At 59.7% G+C, this 15,593-nt stretch carries 13 protein-coding genes and 2 pseudogenes; 7 read left to right on the forward strand and 8 right to left on the reverse strand.

Annotated elements, in window-relative coordinates:
• Positions 1–13 precede the first annotated feature (13 nt).
• Positions 14–2,935, reverse strand: a complete 2,922-nt coding sequence (gene uvrA / locus ACP7BS_RS12660; RefSeq protein ID WP_426238381.1) for an excinuclease ABC subunit UvrA — start codon at positions 2,933–2,935, stop codon at positions 14–16.
• A 265-nt stretch (positions 2,936–3,200) separates the two neighbouring features.
• Between uvrA and ACP7BS_RS12665 the strand changes: the two genes are divergently transcribed.
• A complete protein-coding gene (locus ACP7BS_RS12665; RefSeq protein WP_426238382.1) occupies positions 3,201–3,743 on the forward strand; it encodes a single-stranded DNA-binding protein in 543 nt (180 codons plus the stop codon).
• 77 nt (positions 3,744–3,820) lie between these two features.
• Here ACP7BS_RS12665 and ACP7BS_RS12670 read toward each other — a convergent pair whose 3' ends face one another.
• Entirely contained in the window at positions 3,821–4,450 is a 630-nt protein-coding gene (locus ACP7BS_RS12670) for a MarC family protein (protein WP_426230309.1), read from the reverse strand.
• Positions 4,451–4,681: 231 nt separating this feature from the next.
• Between ACP7BS_RS12670 and gyrA the strand changes: the two genes are divergently transcribed.
• Positions 4,682–7,477, forward strand: a complete 2,796-nt coding sequence (gene gyrA, locus ACP7BS_RS12675) for a DNA gyrase subunit A (protein WP_426230310.1) — start codon at positions 4,682–4,684, stop codon at positions 7,475–7,477.
• Between the two features lie 166 nt (positions 7,478–7,643).
• Here gyrA and ACP7BS_RS12680 read toward each other — a convergent pair whose 3' ends face one another.
• Together ACP7BS_RS12680 and ACP7BS_RS12685 are read right to left on the reverse strand one after the other, a co-directional pair.
• The gene (locus ACP7BS_RS12680; protein ID WP_426230311.1) at positions 7,644–7,784 is read right to left on the reverse strand and encodes a hypothetical protein; all 141 of its coding nucleotides are present in this window, start codon (positions 7,782–7,784) and stop codon (positions 7,644–7,646) included.
• Between the two features lie 13 nt (positions 7,785–7,797).
• Entirely contained in the window at positions 7,798–8,034 is a 237-nt protein-coding gene (locus ACP7BS_RS12685; protein ID WP_426238383.1) for a hypothetical protein, read from the reverse strand.
• A 108-nt stretch (positions 8,035–8,142) separates the two neighbouring features.
• On the opposite strand from ACP7BS_RS12685, the gene coaD reads away from it, so the two are divergent.
• From coaD to tgt, 5 genes are all read left to right on the forward strand, one after another.
• The gene (gene coaD / locus ACP7BS_RS12690) at positions 8,143–8,637 is read left to right on the forward strand and encodes a pantetheine-phosphate adenylyltransferase (RefSeq protein ID WP_426230313.1); all 495 of its coding nucleotides are present in this window, start codon (positions 8,143–8,145) and stop codon (positions 8,635–8,637) included.
• 29 nt (positions 8,638–8,666) lie between these two features.
• Positions 8,667–9,236 (forward strand): peptidylprolyl isomerase, encoded by a 570-nt coding sequence (locus tag ACP7BS_RS12695; RefSeq protein WP_426230314.1) that lies wholly within the window; start codon positions 8,667–8,669, stop codon positions 9,234–9,236.
• A 42-nt stretch (positions 9,237–9,278) separates the two neighbouring features.
• Entirely contained in the window at positions 9,279–9,788 is a 510-nt protein-coding gene (locus ACP7BS_RS12700) for a peptidylprolyl isomerase (protein ID WP_113243679.1), read from the forward strand.
• A gap of 78 nt (positions 9,789–9,866) precedes the next feature.
• Positions 9,867–10,952: a tRNA preQ1(34) S-adenosylmethionine ribosyltransferase-isomerase QueA gene (queA, locus tag ACP7BS_RS12705; protein ID WP_426238384.1), complete on the forward strand. Its 1,086-nt coding sequence runs from the start codon at positions 9,867–9,869 to the stop codon at positions 10,950–10,952.
• The gene (gene tgt / locus ACP7BS_RS12710) at positions 10,949–12,079 is read left to right on the forward strand and encodes a tRNA guanosine(34) transglycosylase Tgt (RefSeq protein ID WP_426238385.1); all 1,131 of its coding nucleotides are present in this window, start codon (positions 10,949–10,951) and stop codon (positions 12,077–12,079) included. Before queA ends, tgt begins: the two co-directional genes overlap by 4 nt.
• 12 nt (positions 12,080–12,091) lie before the next feature.
• Here the strand turns inward: tgt and ACP7BS_RS12715 are convergent, their stop codons facing one another.
• The 4 genes and pseudogenes from ACP7BS_RS12715 to ACP7BS_RS12730 all read right to left on the reverse strand — a co-directional run.
• Positions 12,092–12,511: a DUF4864 domain-containing protein gene (locus ACP7BS_RS12715; RefSeq protein ID WP_426238386.1), complete on the reverse strand. Its 420-nt coding sequence runs from the start codon at positions 12,509–12,511 to the stop codon at positions 12,092–12,094.
• Positions 12,512–12,686: 175 nt separating this feature from the next.
• Positions 12,687–13,971, reverse strand: a pseudogene (locus ACP7BS_RS12720) (NAD(P)/FAD-dependent oxidoreductase).
• A 140-nt stretch (positions 13,972–14,111) separates the two neighbouring features.
• Positions 14,112–15,122 (reverse strand): IS30 family transposase, encoded by a 1,011-nt coding sequence (locus ACP7BS_RS12725; protein ID WP_426230319.1) that lies wholly within the window; start codon positions 15,120–15,122, stop codon positions 14,112–14,114.
• Positions 15,123–15,407: 285 nt separating this feature from the next.
• Positions 15,408–15,593, reverse strand: a pseudogene (locus ACP7BS_RS12730) (ISNCY family transposase); the annotation flags it as partial.

The following is a 15,593-nucleotide window of genomic DNA, read 5'->3' on the forward strand; positions in this document are numbered from 1 at the left end:
TCCGGTCTTTGCCTTACTCTGCCGCCACCATCTTGCGGATCGGCCGTCGTTCCAGAAGCTCCTTCAGGAACGCGCCCGTATGCGAGCGCTTTTCCTTGACGATATCTTCCGGCGTTCCGGCTGCGATCACCTCGCCACCACCATCGCCACCCTCCGGGCCGAAATCGATCACCCAGTCGGCGGTCTTGATGACTTCGAGATTGTGCTCGATGACGACGACCGAATTGCCCTGGTTGACCAGTTCGTGCAGCACTTCGAGCAGCTTGGCGACGTCATGGAAATGCAGGCCGGTGGTCGGCTCGTCGAGGATGTAGAGCGTGCGGCCGGTCGAGCGTTTCGACAGTTCCTTTGCGAGCTTGACGCGCTGCGCCTCGCCGCCCGACAGGGTGTTGGCCTGCTGGCCGACCTTGATATAACCGAGCCCGACACCCTGCAGCGCCTGCAGCTTGTCGCGCACCGCCGGAACGGCGGCGAAGAACTCGACGCCTTCCTCCACGGTCATGTCGAGCACGTCGGCGATCGACTTGCCCTTGAAATGCACATCGAGCGTTTCGCGGTTGTAGCGCTTGCCGTGGCAGACGTCGCAGGTGACATAGACATCCGGCAGGAAGTGCATCTCGATCTTGATGACGCCGTCACCCTGGCAGGCCTCGCAGCGGCCGCCCTTGACGTTAAAGGAGAAGCGGCCCGGCTGATAGCCGCGCGTCTTTGCTTCCGGCAGTCCGGCAAACCAATCGCGGATCGGCGTGAAGGCGCCGGTATAGGTGGCCGGGTTGGAGCGCGGCGTGCGGCCGATCGGTGACTGATCGATGTCGATGACCTTGTCGATATGTTCGAAACCGTCGATCCGGTCGTGCTCGGCCGGGTTTTCACGCGCACCCATGATCCGCCGGGCCGCCGCCTTGTAGAGCGTCTCGATTAGGAAAGTCGATTTGCCACCGCCCGATACGCCGGTAACGGCGGTGAAAATGCCAAGCGGGATCGACGCCGTGACGTTCTTCAGATTGTTGGCGCGGGCACCGACGACGGTGATTTCCTTTTTCTTCTTCGGCTTGCGCCGTTCGGCCGGAACCGCGACGGCCATTTCGCCCGAAAGATATTTGCCGGTCAGTGAATTCGGGTTGGCGAGAACTTCCGCCGGTGTGCCCTGTGCCACGACCTCGCCGCCGTGAATTCCGGCAGCCGGGCCGATATCGACCACATAGTCAGCAGTCATGATTGCGTCTTCGTCGTGCTCGACGACGATCACGGTGTTGCCGATGTCGCGCAGATGCCGCAGCGTATCGAGGAGACGGGCGTTGTCGCGCTGGTGCAGGCCGATCGATGGTTCGTCGAGAACGTAGAGCACGCCGGTGAGACCCGAACCGATCTGCGAGGCAAGCCGGATGCGCTGGCTTTCGCCGCCCGACAGCGTGCCGGAATTGCGCGACAGGCTGAGATATTCCAGCCCGACATCGTTGAGAAACCGCAGCCGTTCGCGGATTTCCTTCAGAATGCGCACCGCGATCTCGTTCTGCTTGGCGTTCATGTGCTCGGGCAGGACCTCAAACCAATCACGCGCCACGCGGATCGACATCTGCGTGACTTCACCGATATGCAGCTTGTTGATCTTGACCGCCAGCGCCTCCGGCTTCAGGCGAAAACCGTTGCAGGCCGGGCAGGGGGCTGCCGACATGTAACGTTCGATTTCCTCGCGCGCCCAGGCACTGTCGGTCTCCTTCCAGCGCCGCTCCAGATTGGGCACGATGCCTTCGAAATTCTTGGTCGTATTGTAGGAGCGGGCGCCGTCCTCGTAATGGAAGCTGATCTTTTCCTCCGTGCCCTGCAGGATAGCGTGCCTGGCCTCGTCGGAAAGATCGGTCCATTTGCTCGACAGCTTGAAGCCGAAAGCTTTTCCCAGCGCTTCGAGCGTCTGATTGTAGTAAGGTGAGGATGATTTGGCCCAAGGGGCGATGGCGCCGTTCTTCAGCATCCGCTCGGGTTCCGGAACGATCAGGGCCTCGTCGATCTTCTGCTGGCTGCCCAGACCATCGCAGGTCGGGCAGGCACCGAACGGGTTGTTGAACGAGAACAGCCGCGGTTCGATTTCCGAAATGGTAAAGCCGGACACCGGGCAGGCGAATTTTTCCGAAAACAGCACGCGCTCATGCGTCTCGTTCAGCGATTTGTTGGCCGAACCGCCAGCCGAGGTTTCTTCCGGCGGCAGCGGCTTGTCGGCAAATTCGGCAATCGCCAGGCCATCGGCAAGCGTCAGGCAGGTTTCCAGACTGTCGGCGAGGCGCGCCGTCAGGTCCGGACGCACGACGACGCGATCGACGACGACATCGATGTCATGCTTGTATTTCTTGTCGAGTACCGGCGCCTCGGCGATCTCGTAAAACTGCCCGTCGATCTTGACGCGCTGAAAGCCCTTCTTCATCAGCTCGGCAAGCTCTTTCTTATACTCGCCCTTTCTGCCGCGCACGATCGGCGCGAGAATATAAAGACGGGTACCTTCGCCGAAACCGACGACCCGGTCGACCATCTGGCTGACCGTCTGGCTTTCGATCGGCAGGCCGGTTGCCGGCGAATAGGGAACGCCGACGCGGGCAAACAAAAGCCGCATATAATCGTAGATTTCGGTGACCGTGCCGACCGTCGAGCGCGGATTGCGCGACGTGGTCTTCTGCTCGATCGAGATGGCAGGAGACAGGCCGTCGATCTGATCGACATCCGGCTTCTGCATCATCTCGAGAAACTGGCGGGCATAGGCCGACAGGCTTTCGACATAGCGCCGCTGCCCCTCGGCATAGATCGTGTCGAAAGCCAGCGAGGATTTCCCCGAGCCGGAGAGGCCGGTCATGACGATCAGCTTGTTGCGCGGCAGATCGAGGTCGATGCCCTTGAGATTATGCTCGCGCGCGCCGCGGATGGAAATGGTCTCGAGTTTGCTCATCGTGCCCAGCTTTGTATCTGCATTGGAAAGCTCCTATTTAAGGTCGCCAGCGGCCATGTCGAGGCGGAAGGTGAAAAACAGGGGGCTTTCTGAGTCGGTTGACAAGATATTACGAATTTATTAGAACAAAGAAAGAACAAAATTTGAAATCTGTTGTGGATGACACAATGCAAAGGGGCGTATGCTGGGCTGGCAGCCGCTAAGATGCGCGCTCTGAATTTGGTAGCCGGGCTGCAAGGCCGGGCAGGATAGCGGGAAAAGCAAGATGGCAGGCAGTGTCAACAAGGTGATTTTGATCGGTAACCTCGGGGCAGACCCGGAAATCCGGCGCACGCAGGACGGCAAGCCGATCGCCAACCTGAACATTGCCACGTCCGAAAGCTGGCGTGACCGCAATTCCGGCGAGCGCAAGGAAAAGACCGAATGGCATCGTGTGGTGATCTTCAACGAAGGTCTCTGCAAGGTTGCCGAGCAGTATCTGAAGAAGGGTGCGACGGTCTATATCGAGGGCCAGCTGCAGACCCGCAAATGGCAGGACAAGGATGGCCAGGATCGCTATTCGACGGAAGTCGTTCTGCAGGGCTTCAACTCGACGCTGACGATGCTCGGCGGCCGGGGTGACGGGCAGGGCGCCGGCGGTGGCCGCGGTGGCTCTGAATATGGCGGCGGCAACACGGGCGGCGGCTCGGACAATTACGGCGGCGATTACGATCGTCCCTCCTCGGCACCGGCAGCCCGCTCCGGCGGCGGCGGCGCGAGCAGCGGTGGAAACTTTTCGCGCGATATGGACGACGATATCCCGTTCTGATCAAAGCTCTTCATGTCAAAAAAAGCCCGGGAAACCGGGCTTTTTTCGTTGGCGGAACCTGCATCAGCCAAGCTTGGTCACAAGGCCATGGTCGATTTGACGCCGTCGACGACGAACTGAACCGCCAACGCCGCCAGAATGACGCCCAGCAATCGTGTGAGGATGGCACGGCCGGTAACGCCCAGGAACCGGTCGATGCGATCGGCGATGACGAGGGCGGCAAACAGGACGGCAAGGCAGAAGGCGATGACCAGGATCAGTTGAACCCGGTCGATCGTCGCGGAAAAGGAGCCCGAGAGCAGGATCGTGGCCGAGATCGCGCCCGGGCCGGCAATCAGCGGCAGCGCTAAAGGAAACACCGCGATATTGTGGATATGGTCGCGGGTAATGGCAGTCTCGCCGGTCTTTTCCTTGCGCTCGTTGCGCTTCTCGAAAATCATCTCGAAGGCGATCCAGAAGAGCAGCAGTCCGCCGGCAATCCGGAAGGCGCCGATCGAGATGCCCAGCAGGCCGAGGATGCCGTTTCCGAACAGCGCGAAGGCCGAGAGGATGAAGAAGGCGATCAGCGTACCGCGCCGCGCCACCAGAAAGCGTTCGTGCCGGCTCATTCCGACGGTCAGGCTGAGGAAGATCGGCGCAAGGCCGGGCGGATCGATGGTGACCAGGATCGTGGTCAGCGCATTGATCAGAAGGTCGAATTGAGACATCCCATTCCCCTCGCGGCCTTGTTTATGATGACCGTCTGATGAATTGTTAGGCGAGGGGCGCGCCGAATGAAAGGGCTGTCCTTCACTGTTTAGCCGCTTTTGCCTTGCAAATGCCCGCGAGAGCGCCGATGAGCCTAAAAGGCTGTTCAAAACCCAGCCCTGAAATTGGCGCTCGCCAATCCATTCGGCTATAAAAATCTGTCTGATTCTGAACAAAGATCGTGATCGAAATTGACTGAACAAAGCACACCAGGCGGCGGCAAGAATCCACCAGGCATCGAGCCCATTTCCATCATGGAGGAAATGCAGCGCTCGTATCTCGATTACGCCATGAGCGTTATCGTCAGCCGTGCTCTTCCAGATGTCCGCGATGGTCTGAAGCCCGTGCACCGGCGCATCCTGTTCGGGATGAGCGAGCTGGGCATCGACTGGAACAAGAAATACGTCAAATGCGCCCGCGTCACCGGGGACGTGATGGGTAAATTCCATCCGCACGGCAACTCGGCGATCTATGACGCGCTTGCCCGCATGGCCCAGCCCTGGTCGCTGCGCTTGCCGCTGATCGACGGTCAGGGCAATTTCGGCTCGATCGACGGCGACCCGCCGGCGGCCGAACGTTACACCGAGTGCCGCCTGCAGAAGGCAGCCCATGCGCTGCTCGACGACCTCGACAAGGAAACCGTCGATTTTCGCGACAACTATGACGGCACGCTCAGCGAACCGTCCGTCGTTCCGGCGAAATTCCCCAACCTTCTGGTCAACGGCGCTGGCGGCATCGCCGTCGGCATGGCGACCAATATCCCGCCGCACAATCTGATCGAAGTCATCAACGGATGTATCGCCCTGATCGATGAGCCGGCACTTGAACTGCCGCAGCTGATGGAGATCATTCCGGGTCCGGACTTCCCGACCGGCGCTTTCATTCTTGGCCGCTCCGGCATCCGTTCGGCCTATGAGACCGGCCGTGGCTCGGTCATCATGCGCGGCCGCGCCACCATCGAACCGATGCGCGGCGACCGCGAGCAGATCATCATCACCGAAGTCCCCTTCCAGGTGAACAAGGCGACGATGATCGAGAAAATGGCCGAACTGGTCAAGGACAAGCGCATCGAGGGCATTTCGGACCTTCGCGACGAATCCGACCGTCAGGGCTACCGCGTCGTCGTCGAGCTGAAACGCGATGCCAATGCTGAAGTGATCCTCAACCAGCTCTATCGCTACACACCGTTGCAGACCTCGTTTGGCTGTAACATGGTGGCGCTGAACGGCGGCAAGCCGGAGCAGATGACGCTGCTCGACATGCTGCGCGCCTTCGTCTCCTTCCGCGAGGAAGTCATCAGCCGCCGCACCAAGTATCTGCTGCGCAAGGCGCGCGATCGTGCGCATGTGTTGGTCGGCCTGGCGATTGCCGTTGCCAATATCGACGAGATCATCAAGCTGATCCGCAGCGCTCCGGATCCAGCCACCGCGCGCGAACAGTTGATGACGCGCCGCTGGCCGGCATCGGATGTCGAAAGCCTGATCCGTCTGATCGACGATCCGCGTCACCGCATCAACGAGGACCTCACCTACAACCTGTCCGAAGAGCAGGCACGGGCCATCCTCGAGCTGCGTCTCGCCCGCTTGACGGCGCTTGGCCGCGATGAAATCGGCGACGAGCTGAACAAGATCGGCGCCGAGATCAGCGACTATCTCGATATCCTGTCCTCGCGCATCCGCATCATGACCATCGTCAAGGACGAACTCATCGCCGTGCGCGAAGAATTCGGCACACCACGTCGCACCGTGATCGTCGAAGGCGGTCCGGATATGGACGACGAAGACCTGATCGCCCAGGAAGACATGGTCATCACCGTGTCCCATCTCGGCTACATCAAGCGTGTGCCGCTGGCGACCTATCGGGCCCAGCGCCGCGGTGGCAAGGGCCGCTCCGGCATGGCGACGCGCGATGAGGATTTCGTCACGCGCCTGTTCGTTGCCAATACCCATACGCCGATGCTGTTCTTCTCGTCGCGTGGCATCGTCTACAAGGAAAAGGTCTGGCGCTTGCCGATCGGCACGCCGCAATCGCGCGGCAAGGCCCTGATCAACATGCTGCCGCTGGAACCGGGCGAACGCATCACCACCATCATGCCGCTGCCAGAGGATGAAACGACGTGGGAAAACCTCGACGTGATGTTCTCGACGACCCGTGGCACGGTCCGCCGCAACAAGCTGTCGGATTTCGTCCAGGTCAATCGCAACGGCAAGATTGCCATGAAGCTCGACGAGGAGGGCGATGAAATCCTCTCCGTCGAAACCTGCACCGAGCATGACGACGTGCTGATGACGACGGCGCTCGGCCAGTGCATCCGCTTTTCGGTCGATGACGTCCGCGTCTTTGCCGGCCGTAACTCGATCGGCGTTCGCGGCATCACGCTCGGTGACGGCGACCGGATCATCTCGATGACCATCGTAGGCCACGTCGATGCCGAGCCGTGGGAGCGTGCAGCTTATCTCAAGCGCGCTGCCGCCGAGCGGCGGGCTGCAACCGGCGAGGACGAGGAAATCGCACTGGTCGGCGAAGAGGTGACCGAAGAAGGTCAGCTGGACGATGCTCGTTATGAAGAGCTTAAGGCACGCGAACAGTTCGTGCTGACGGTCTCCGTCAAGGGTTTTGGCAAGCGCTCCTCCACATATGACTTCCGCACCTCTGGTCGCGGCGGCAAGGGTATTCGCGCAACGGATACCTCCAAGACCGGCGAAATCGGTGAACTGGTTGCGGCCTTCCCGGTCGAAGACAACGACCAGATCATGCTGGTGTCCGATGGCGGCCAGCTGATCCGTGTTCCGGTTGGGGGCATCCGGCTTGCCAGCCGCGCCACCAAGGGCGTGACGATCTTCACGACTGCAAAGGACGAGAAAGTTGTGTCCGTTGAACGGATCAGCGAGCCGGAACCCGAAGAGGGCGATGAGGTCGCAGGCCAGACGGACGTGTCGGATGAGGATATGCCGGCCACTGAGCCGCCGGCCACAACGGAAGAATGAAACCTTCCGTCCTATGATTACAAAAAGCCGGGCGATCGCATCGCCCGGCTTTTTCGTTTGCGGCTGCCATCGGACATTTGCGGCAAAGAAAAACCGGACTGGCAGGGAGCCGTCCGGCTTTTATTTCAGGGCACTGGAGGTTGCCGCTGGTGAAAAACTGAAAATGTCAGACGCTGAAACCACCTGTGTCCCGGCTCATAGCCTTCATCGCGTTTCTGTCGCGCTGAAGCTCGAAAATGGTTTTAGCGAAATCGACCAGGAACACGATACTGATCACTGCCGAAATGAGCATCATTGTGATGGCCATTGCAGATTATCCTCTACTTGAACAAACGATTGCCGGTGAGACCAGGCCGGTCCATGCGCGCTTCGCTTCTGATTGCGTTTGCGGTTGCAAAAATCATGACAAAAAACATGGTCATCGACAGAAGAATAAGTGCCATAGCGGTGATCCTTTCAGCCGATAAACGGCCGTCACTGGAAAAAGTTCCGTTCTCTACTTCGCGGAATATCAAATCCTCTTTGAAGCAACCTTGAACGTGTCCTTCATCTAGCATTCATGCCATCCAGCTTGTGTTCCGCAGGGAACACGTGGAGCGGCAAGGGTGCTCCCTTGCGATTGGCCGCAGTCCGTGACAAAAGGCTTCGAAACGGAAACGGGCGTTATGACCACTGCTTTTTATCCAGGCTCCTTCGACCCGATGACGAACGGTCACCTCGACGTGCTGGTGCAGGCGCTGAACGTGGCGCCGACGGTCATCGTTGCGATCGGCATCCATCCCGGCAAGACGCCGCTGTTTTCCTTCGAGGAACGGGCAGCCCTTATCGCCCAGTCGTTGAAGGAATTCCTTCCGGAAAGAGCCGGCGATATTTCGGTCGTGTCTTTTGACGATCTGGTGGTCGATGCAGCGCGAAAACATGGCGCTTCGCTGCTGGTGCGTGGCCTGCGTGACGGCACGGATCTCGACTACGAGATGCAGATGTCAGGCATGAACAGGCAGATGGCGCCGGATATCCAGACCCTGTTTCTTCCAGCCGGGACGGCATCGCGGCCCATTACTGCCACATTGGTTCGCCAGATCGCTGCCATGGGCGGTGATGTCAGCGCCTTCGTACCCAAGGCCGTTCATCTGGCCTTGAACGCAAAACGCAAATCCTGACGTTTTCCTTTTATTCCACGGGAGTTCATATGAAAATTCTCCAACTCGCTTTCGCAGGCGCCGTTGTCCTCGCATCCCTGACCAGCACTGCCTTTGCCCAGGCCAAGGAATACATCACCATCACGCTGAAGGACGGCCCGGTCGTCATCGAACTGATGCCGGACGTTGCGCCCAAGCATGCTGCGCGCATCAAGGAACTGGCCGCAGCCGGTGACTACAACAACGTCGCCTTCCACCGCGTCATCCCGGGCTTCATGGCCCAGACCGGCGACGTCCAGTACGGCAATATGGAAAAAGACTTCAAGGCCGACATGGCCGGCATGGGCGGTTCTTCGAAGCCGAATGTTGAAGCTGAATTTTCCAAGGTCCCGTTTGAGCGCGGCACAGTTGGCATGGCCCGCAGCCAGGACCCGAACTCCGCCAATTCGCAGTTCTTCATCATGTTCGCACCCGGCGATTTCCTCAACGGCCAGTACACGGTCGTCGGCAAGGTCGTCGAAGGCATGGACAATGTCGACAAGATCAAGAAGGGCGACGAAGCCAACAATGGTTCCGTCACCGATCCCGACCGCATGATCAGCGTCAAGGTCGGCAAGTAACACACGTTTTAAAACACTCGCTCTAACAACAAGGAGAAGGCCATGACAGAGATCAAGGATCCTGAAAACACTATCATCATGGAAACCACCAAGGGGCAGGTGATCATCCAGCTTCTGCCTGACCTGGCACCGGGCCACGTTGCCCGCATCAAGGAACTGTGCGCCGAAGGCGCCTATGACGGCGTCGTTTTCCACCGCGTCATCGACGACTTCATGGCGCAGACCGGCGACGTGCAGTACGGCAAGACGGGCGGCAAGGATTTCAATCCGGCCCGCGCCGGCATGGGCGGCTCCGAAAAGCCCGACCTCAAGGCCGAGTTCTCCAACATGAGCCATGTGCGCGGCACGTGCTCGATGGCGCGCAGCCAGATGCCGAATTCCGCCAATTCGCAGTTCTTCATCTGCTTTACCGACAGCCCATGGCTGAACAAGCAGTATTCGGTCTGGGGTCAGGTCATTTCCGGCATGGACAATATCGACAAGATCAAGAAGGGCGAGCCCGTCAAGGATCCCGACAGCATCGTGTCGATGAAACTTGCCGCCAACGCCTAATTCAGGCTATTGCCAAAACCCGTCCCGGATCGCCTTCAAAAGGCGCCGGGGCGGGTTTGCCGTTTAAAGAAGATTTTCATGCGCGTCGATCTGTTCGATTTCGATCTCCCCGAGGATAACATTGCGCTGCGGCCCGCAAGCCCGCGCGACAGTGCCCGTCTGCTTGTCGTCCAGCCGAATGAAAGCGTAGAGCTCTCCGATCGCAGCGTCATGGACCTGCCGTCGTTTCTGCGCCCCGGCGATGCCCTCGTTTTCAACGATACCAAGGTTATTCCTGCCCAACTGGAAGGCCTGCGCCGGCGTGGCGAGGACGTGGTCACGCAAGTGTCGCTGACGCTGCACATGCGCGTCGCGCCCGACCGATGGAAGGCGTTTGCCCGTCCGGCCAAGCGTCTCAAGCCCGGCGACCGGATCGAGTTCGGGCACGGCTCCAACACCTGCCTGATGGGCGCGCTGGACGCGACGGTCGAGGAGAAGGGCGAGGCGGGCGAGGTGACGCTGCGGTTCGATCTTTCCGGCCCGGCGCTGGACGAGGCGATCCTTGCCGTCGGCCACATTCCTTTGCCGCCCTATATCGCTTCCAAGCGCCCGGAGGACGAGCAGGACCGCACCGACTACCAGACAGTCTACGCCCGCGAACACGGCGCGGTGGCGGCGCCAACCGCCGGTCTGCATTTCACCGACCGGCTGTTCGAAGCGCTGGATGCGCTTGGCGTCGAGCGCCATTTCGTGACATTGCACGTGGGTGCTGGAACTTTCCTGCCGATGAAGGTCGATGATACCGACGACCACGTCATGCACCAGGAGATCGGCCATGTCAGCGCCGAAGTCGCCGAACGCCTGAATGCGGTCAAGGCGAGGGGCGGGCGCATCGTCTGTGTCGGTACCACCTCGCTGCGGCTGCTCGAAAGTGCGGCGGAGGAGAATGGCGACATCCGCCCCTGGTCCGGCCCGACCGGCATCTTCATCACCCCCGGCTACCGCTTCCGCGCCGTGGATATGCTGATGACCAATTTTCACCTGCCGAAGTCGACGCTGTTCATGCTCGTCTCGGCCTTCAGTGGCCTCGAGACGATGCGGCGCGCTTATGCCCATGCGATCGACACCGGCTACCGCTTCTATTCCTACGGCGATTCCAGCCTGCTTTTCCGGGATGCAACATGACCGAAACATTTCAGTTCAACATCAAGGCAACCGACGGCAAGGCGCGTCGCGGCACGGTATCGATGCCGCGCGGAGAAATCCGCACGCCGGCGTTCATGCCGGTCGGAACCGTCGGCACGGTCAAGGCGATGTATCTCGATCAGGTCCGCGATCTCGGCGCCGACATCATTCTGGGCAATACCTACCATCTGATGCTGCGCCCCGGCCCGGAGCGCGTGGCGCGTCTGGGCGGCCTGCACGAGCTGATCCGCTGGCCCTATCCGATCCTCACCGACAGCGGCGGCTTCCAGGTCATGTCGCTGGCTGGCCTGCGCAAGCTTGACGAGAAGGGCGTGACCTTCAAGAGCCATGTCGATGGCGCTTTGCATCATATGTCGCCGGAACGCTCGATCGAAATCCAGGGCATGCTCGATAGCGATATCCAGATGCAGCTCGACGAATGTGTGAGACTTCCGGCTGAACCCACTGATATTGAACGCGCAATGGAAATGTCGTTGCGCTGGGCCGACCGTTGCAAGACCGCTTTTGGTGACCAGCAGGGCAAGGCAATGTTCGGCATCGTGCAGGGCGGTGACATTCCGGCGCTGCGTATCCGTTCGGCCCAGGCGCTGTCTGGTCTCGACCTCAAGGGCTATGCGATCGGCGGTCTTGCCGTCGGTGAACCGCAGACTGTCATGCTGGATATGCTGGATATCACATGCCCGGAACTGCCGGTCGAAAAGCCGCGATACCTGATGGGTGTAGGCACGCCCGACGATATCCTGAAATCGGTGGCGCGCGGCATCGACATGTTCGATTGCGTCATGCCGACAAGGGCCGGCCGCCATGGGCTGGCCTTCACCCGGCGCGGGCGGGTCAACCTGCGCAATGCCCGTCATGCCGAAGATATCAGGCCGCTGGACGATCAGTCCGCGTGCCCGGCAGCGCACGACTATTCGCGCGCCTACCTGCATCATCTCGTCCGCGCCGACGAAAGCCTCGGCGGCATGCTTTTGACCTGGAACAATCTGGCCTATTATCAGGACCTGATGGCCGGCATCCGCACGGCGATCGAGCAGGGCCGCTATGCAGCCTTCATGGAAGAGACACAGGAAGAATGGGCGCGCGGCGACCTGGCGCCGCTCTGAACAGCGCTGTAGTCAAATTTCGGAGCCTGGGGCCTGCTGCAGCATCTGCACGCCGTTGATCTTGTAGCTGCCGTCCGGTTGCTTGACGAGAAAATACAGCGCCGTCCAGTTCTTGCCGTCAGGCGCAGAGATCAAAACTTCCTGCACCACCGTATCGCCATCGATCTTGCTGCGGCCGAAGGCAAAATTACCGGGGCGGTAGACCGGCGTATAGCCGCGCTTGACCATCTCGAAGAAAATGCTCTTGTCCGGAAATTTCTGCCTGATCTGCGGCGAGGCAAAGGAATAGGCCGTCTCCGCATCATCATTGAGAAAGGCTTCGATCTGGTTCTGGATGATCGACTGGGCCGTATCGACAGGTTCCGCCGCCAAAGCCAGCGGGGCGGACAATAGAATGGCGATACATGCGCAGGCTCTGAGCGTCCGGATCATTCCCCATCTCCTTGCTGGCCATCAGAATAGATATGATACGTGTGCCAAGAGAGAATGGTTTCCCATGAGATTTTATATGTTTTTATATATCAAATTCAATAGTTTGAATAATTATGTTAAACCAGAAAGATAAAATTTCGGCATAACCTTGGTCGCCGCGTGCGGTTTGAACGGACTAAATGCCCAGACGGTCTTTCATTCTGCCCCAGATCATCGCCGAGTGCACGCCGATCGGCCAGAACGCATGGAAGCGCATGGGTTTGATGCCGGTGACGGGCAGGTCGATCTGGACGGATTGTCCGCCCAGCAGCCGTTGGGCCAGCTGTTTGCCCATAGCCGTCGCCAACGCCACGCCACGGCCGTTGCAGCCAAGATAGATCAGGGTGTCTTCAGTCGGTTCATGCAGATGGGGCAGGTGGTCCGGCGTGATCGCCAGCTGGCCGTTCCAGGCATGGGTCCAGTGGATACCCGCAAGACCCGGCCAAAGGCATTCGGCATAGCGTTTCAGGTAATCGAGCGGCCCGGTTTGCCCGGACAATGCCCGCTGCGGCCCACGGCCACCCATTAGCAGCCGGTTCTGCTTGTCGAGCCGGTAATAGACCGTGATATGACCGCTTTCGTAGAGCACCGGACGGTGCGGCAGAATGCGGGAGGCAAGATCATCGGGCAAGGGTTCTGTCGCAACGATCGAACTGAACGGGGATAAGAGATTTCCTCAAGCCCGGCCAGAGCCCGCCCGAGTATGCATTTGTAACAACAAGCAATTTATCCGCCGTGACAGTCGCCTTGTCGGTGGTCAAAAACCATTTTCCGGATTGTCTGCGGGCCGAGGCAACACGGCTATCACCATGGATCGATGCGCCGGCATTCTGGGCTGCTGCCGCAAGGCCGCGCGCGTAATTCAAAGGATGCAGATCGCCGCCGCGCGGATCAAACAGCGCCGCCGGGTATCGATCCGTTCCCGTTGCCAGCGCCGTTTCGCTTGCATTGAGCAAGCGCGTCGGCATGCCATGCGTGGCGCATTGGTGTGCCGTGACATCGATAGCCCTGGCCGTCCGCAGATTGGTCGCGGCCCGCAGCGTACCGTTCTGGCGTGCCTCGCAATCGATGCCCAGACGGGAAATGAGATCGAAGGTGAAATCCGGTGCGCCCCAGGCCATGTCGATCATGCGCTGCCCGAGGTCACGGCCAAACCGGCCCAGCACTTCGTCGGGATTGAATTTTAGTCCAGGATTGACCTGTCCGCCATTGCGCCCGGATGCACCCCAGCCGGGCTCATTGGCTTCCAGCACGCAGACATCGACACCCATTTCAGCCAGATGCAATGCTGCGGACAACCCGGCAAACCCGGCCCCGATGATGGCGACCGACGCGGTTCGGTCGGTGTCCAGCGGCGGCGTCAATGGTGCGGGATGCGCGGTCTCGATATAGAGGCTGGTCGGCAACGGACTTGCTGGCATGCTGTGCCTTCATCAGGATGGAAAGGCCATTCTGCACGGCAGGCCGCGTTTGGGAAGGAGGTTTCCAGGGCAACCAGTGCCGGCATAAGGCAACCGGTCTTGTGAGTTCATGCTGAAGCGCGACCAGCGGTTTCGAGAGGCTAACCGGTACGCCGGATTTGCGCGAGGAGTTTCTGGCGGAAGACTTCGGCGGGTGTTTTGTAGCCGAGGCATTTGCGTGGTGTGGCGTTCAGGTGATGGCAGATCTCGGTGAGATCACGATCCCTGAGAGACAATGGATCCATCTCTCTTGAGAGCCATCTCCTGGCCCGTCTGTTGGTATTCTCGACGGTTCCTTTCTGCCACGGGGATTGGGGATCGCAGAACCATGTTTGCGCCCCGATGCTCGCCTGCAAGTAGGGCCAGTCGGTGAACTCAGTGCCACGGTCGAAGGTGATTGAGCGGCGTGCGAGGTGGGGCAGGGATTGCAGCACCTGGATCAGGCCGTCCATCACCGGCCGTGACTGCCGGTCGTTATTGCGCAGCAAGACGGCGAAGCGACTGACCCGTTCGACCAGCGACGTCACGTTGGCCTTTCCGAACTTCTTGCGAAACTGGATGAGATCACATTCCCAATGCCCGAACTGTTTGCGCTCGGCGACGGCGTCTGGCCGGTATAGAATGTTGACATCCGGGGTAAAACGCCGGCCATGGCGGCGCCTGGCATGCCGTGGCCGACGCCTGGCACGGTGCTCCGGCAGATGTCGCCACAGCTTGATCGCCTGTCCATCTGAGGAATAGGCGAACTTGTAGATCGTCTCATGGCTGACGCAGATCGGATGGCGCTCAAGTTGCAATCGGCCAGCAATCTGTTGCGGCGACCAGCCATGCATGATGCGCTCGATCACCGATTGGCGCAGATGCGAGAACCGGGCAAGTTTGCGGAGCTTGGCACGCCGCTCTCGCGCCATGTCATTGGCCATCACGCAGTAGTAACCGTTGAGGTCCGGCATCTCACCATCTTCGAACGTATTGCGGCGCAGCTCACGGAAAATGGTCGAGCGATGTCGGTGCAGTTTCTCGGCGATGACGTCAACGCTGATTCCAGCCGTACGCCAGCGAGCAATCTTGCGGCGTTCATCCAGATCGATCTGGGAGTAGGTGCGATTCATGTCTCGTTCCTTGCAGGGATAAACCGTTGTTATCTATTGCAAGTCGCACTTCATCCTTGAACCCACCCCTCTACAAGCCTTGTCACAGCTATTTAAAGATGAGACAAAGTAAGAAATTTAGAGACGCGACACCATCCTATTCGTTGTTACTGATTTTGCAAGATTCTATATTTGCCGATACACAGACGTAAGCCGCCGCCCGGGTGGAGCTGGTCGGGGTTGCGTAGGCCGGGCGGTGGCGGATGGCTCCAGCTGGAAGAGTAAACTTTAGCTTTGACACCCCGATCACTCCGCCGCTTTCAACTGCGCAAGGGCTTGCTGTCGCCGGGCGATTACCACTGGATCATTGGTAAAATCCGTCCTCCTGCCAGGCTTGGTGCCGCGCTTTTGGTAGCCATTGGCTGTACTGCCGTCGCGAATGCCGAACATATGGTCGGTCTGACCGGTGCGGCGTGGTCCACTCTGGCTGCG

Source organism: Pararhizobium sp. DWP1-1-3 (assembly GCF_049896125.1).
In the GTDB taxonomy this organism is placed as follows: Bacteria; Pseudomonadota; Alphaproteobacteria; order Rhizobiales; family Rhizobiaceae; genus Pararhizobium.

What these genes read in the sequence shown, in the direction of transcription:
- uvrA (WP_426238381.1), bottom strand. Translation starts at nt 2,935, where the DNA reads ATGAGCAAACTCGAGACCATTTCCATCCGCGGCGCGCGCGAGCATAAT.
- ACP7BS_RS12665 (WP_426238382.1), top strand. Translation starts at nt 3,201, where the DNA reads ATGGCAGGCAGTGTCAACAAGGTGATTTTGATCGGTAACCTCGGGGCA.
- ACP7BS_RS12670 (WP_426230309.1), bottom strand. Translation starts at nt 4,450, where the DNA reads ATGTCTCAATTCGACCTTCTGATCAATGCGCTGACCACGATCCTGGTC.
- ACP7BS_RS12680 (WP_426230311.1), bottom strand. Translation starts at nt 7,784, where the DNA reads ATGGCCATCACAATGATGCTCATTTCGGCAGTGATCAGTATCGTGTTC.
- ACP7BS_RS12685 (WP_426238383.1), bottom strand. Translation starts at nt 8,034, where the DNA reads ATGCTAGATGAAGGACACGTTCAAGGTTGCTTCAAAGAGGATTTGATA.
- coaD (WP_426230313.1), top strand. Translation starts at nt 8,143, where the DNA reads ATGACCACTGCTTTTTATCCAGGCTCCTTCGACCCGATGACGAACGGT.
- ACP7BS_RS12695 (WP_426230314.1), top strand. Translation starts at nt 8,667, where the DNA reads ATGAAAATTCTCCAACTCGCTTTCGCAGGCGCCGTTGTCCTCGCATCC.
- ACP7BS_RS12700 (WP_113243679.1), top strand. Translation starts at nt 9,279, where the DNA reads ATGACAGAGATCAAGGATCCTGAAAACACTATCATCATGGAAACCACC.
- queA (WP_426238384.1), top strand. Translation starts at nt 9,867, where the DNA reads ATGCGCGTCGATCTGTTCGATTTCGATCTCCCCGAGGATAACATTGCG.
- tgt (WP_426238385.1), top strand. Translation starts at nt 10,949, where the DNA reads ATGACCGAAACATTTCAGTTCAACATCAAGGCAACCGACGGCAAGGCG.
- ACP7BS_RS12715 (WP_426238386.1), bottom strand. Translation starts at nt 12,511, where the DNA reads ATGATCCGGACGCTCAGAGCCTGCGCATGTATCGCCATTCTATTGTCC.
- ACP7BS_RS12725 (WP_426230319.1), bottom strand. Translation starts at nt 15,122, where the DNA reads ATGAATCGCACCTACTCCCAGATCGATCTGGATGAACGCCGCAAGATT.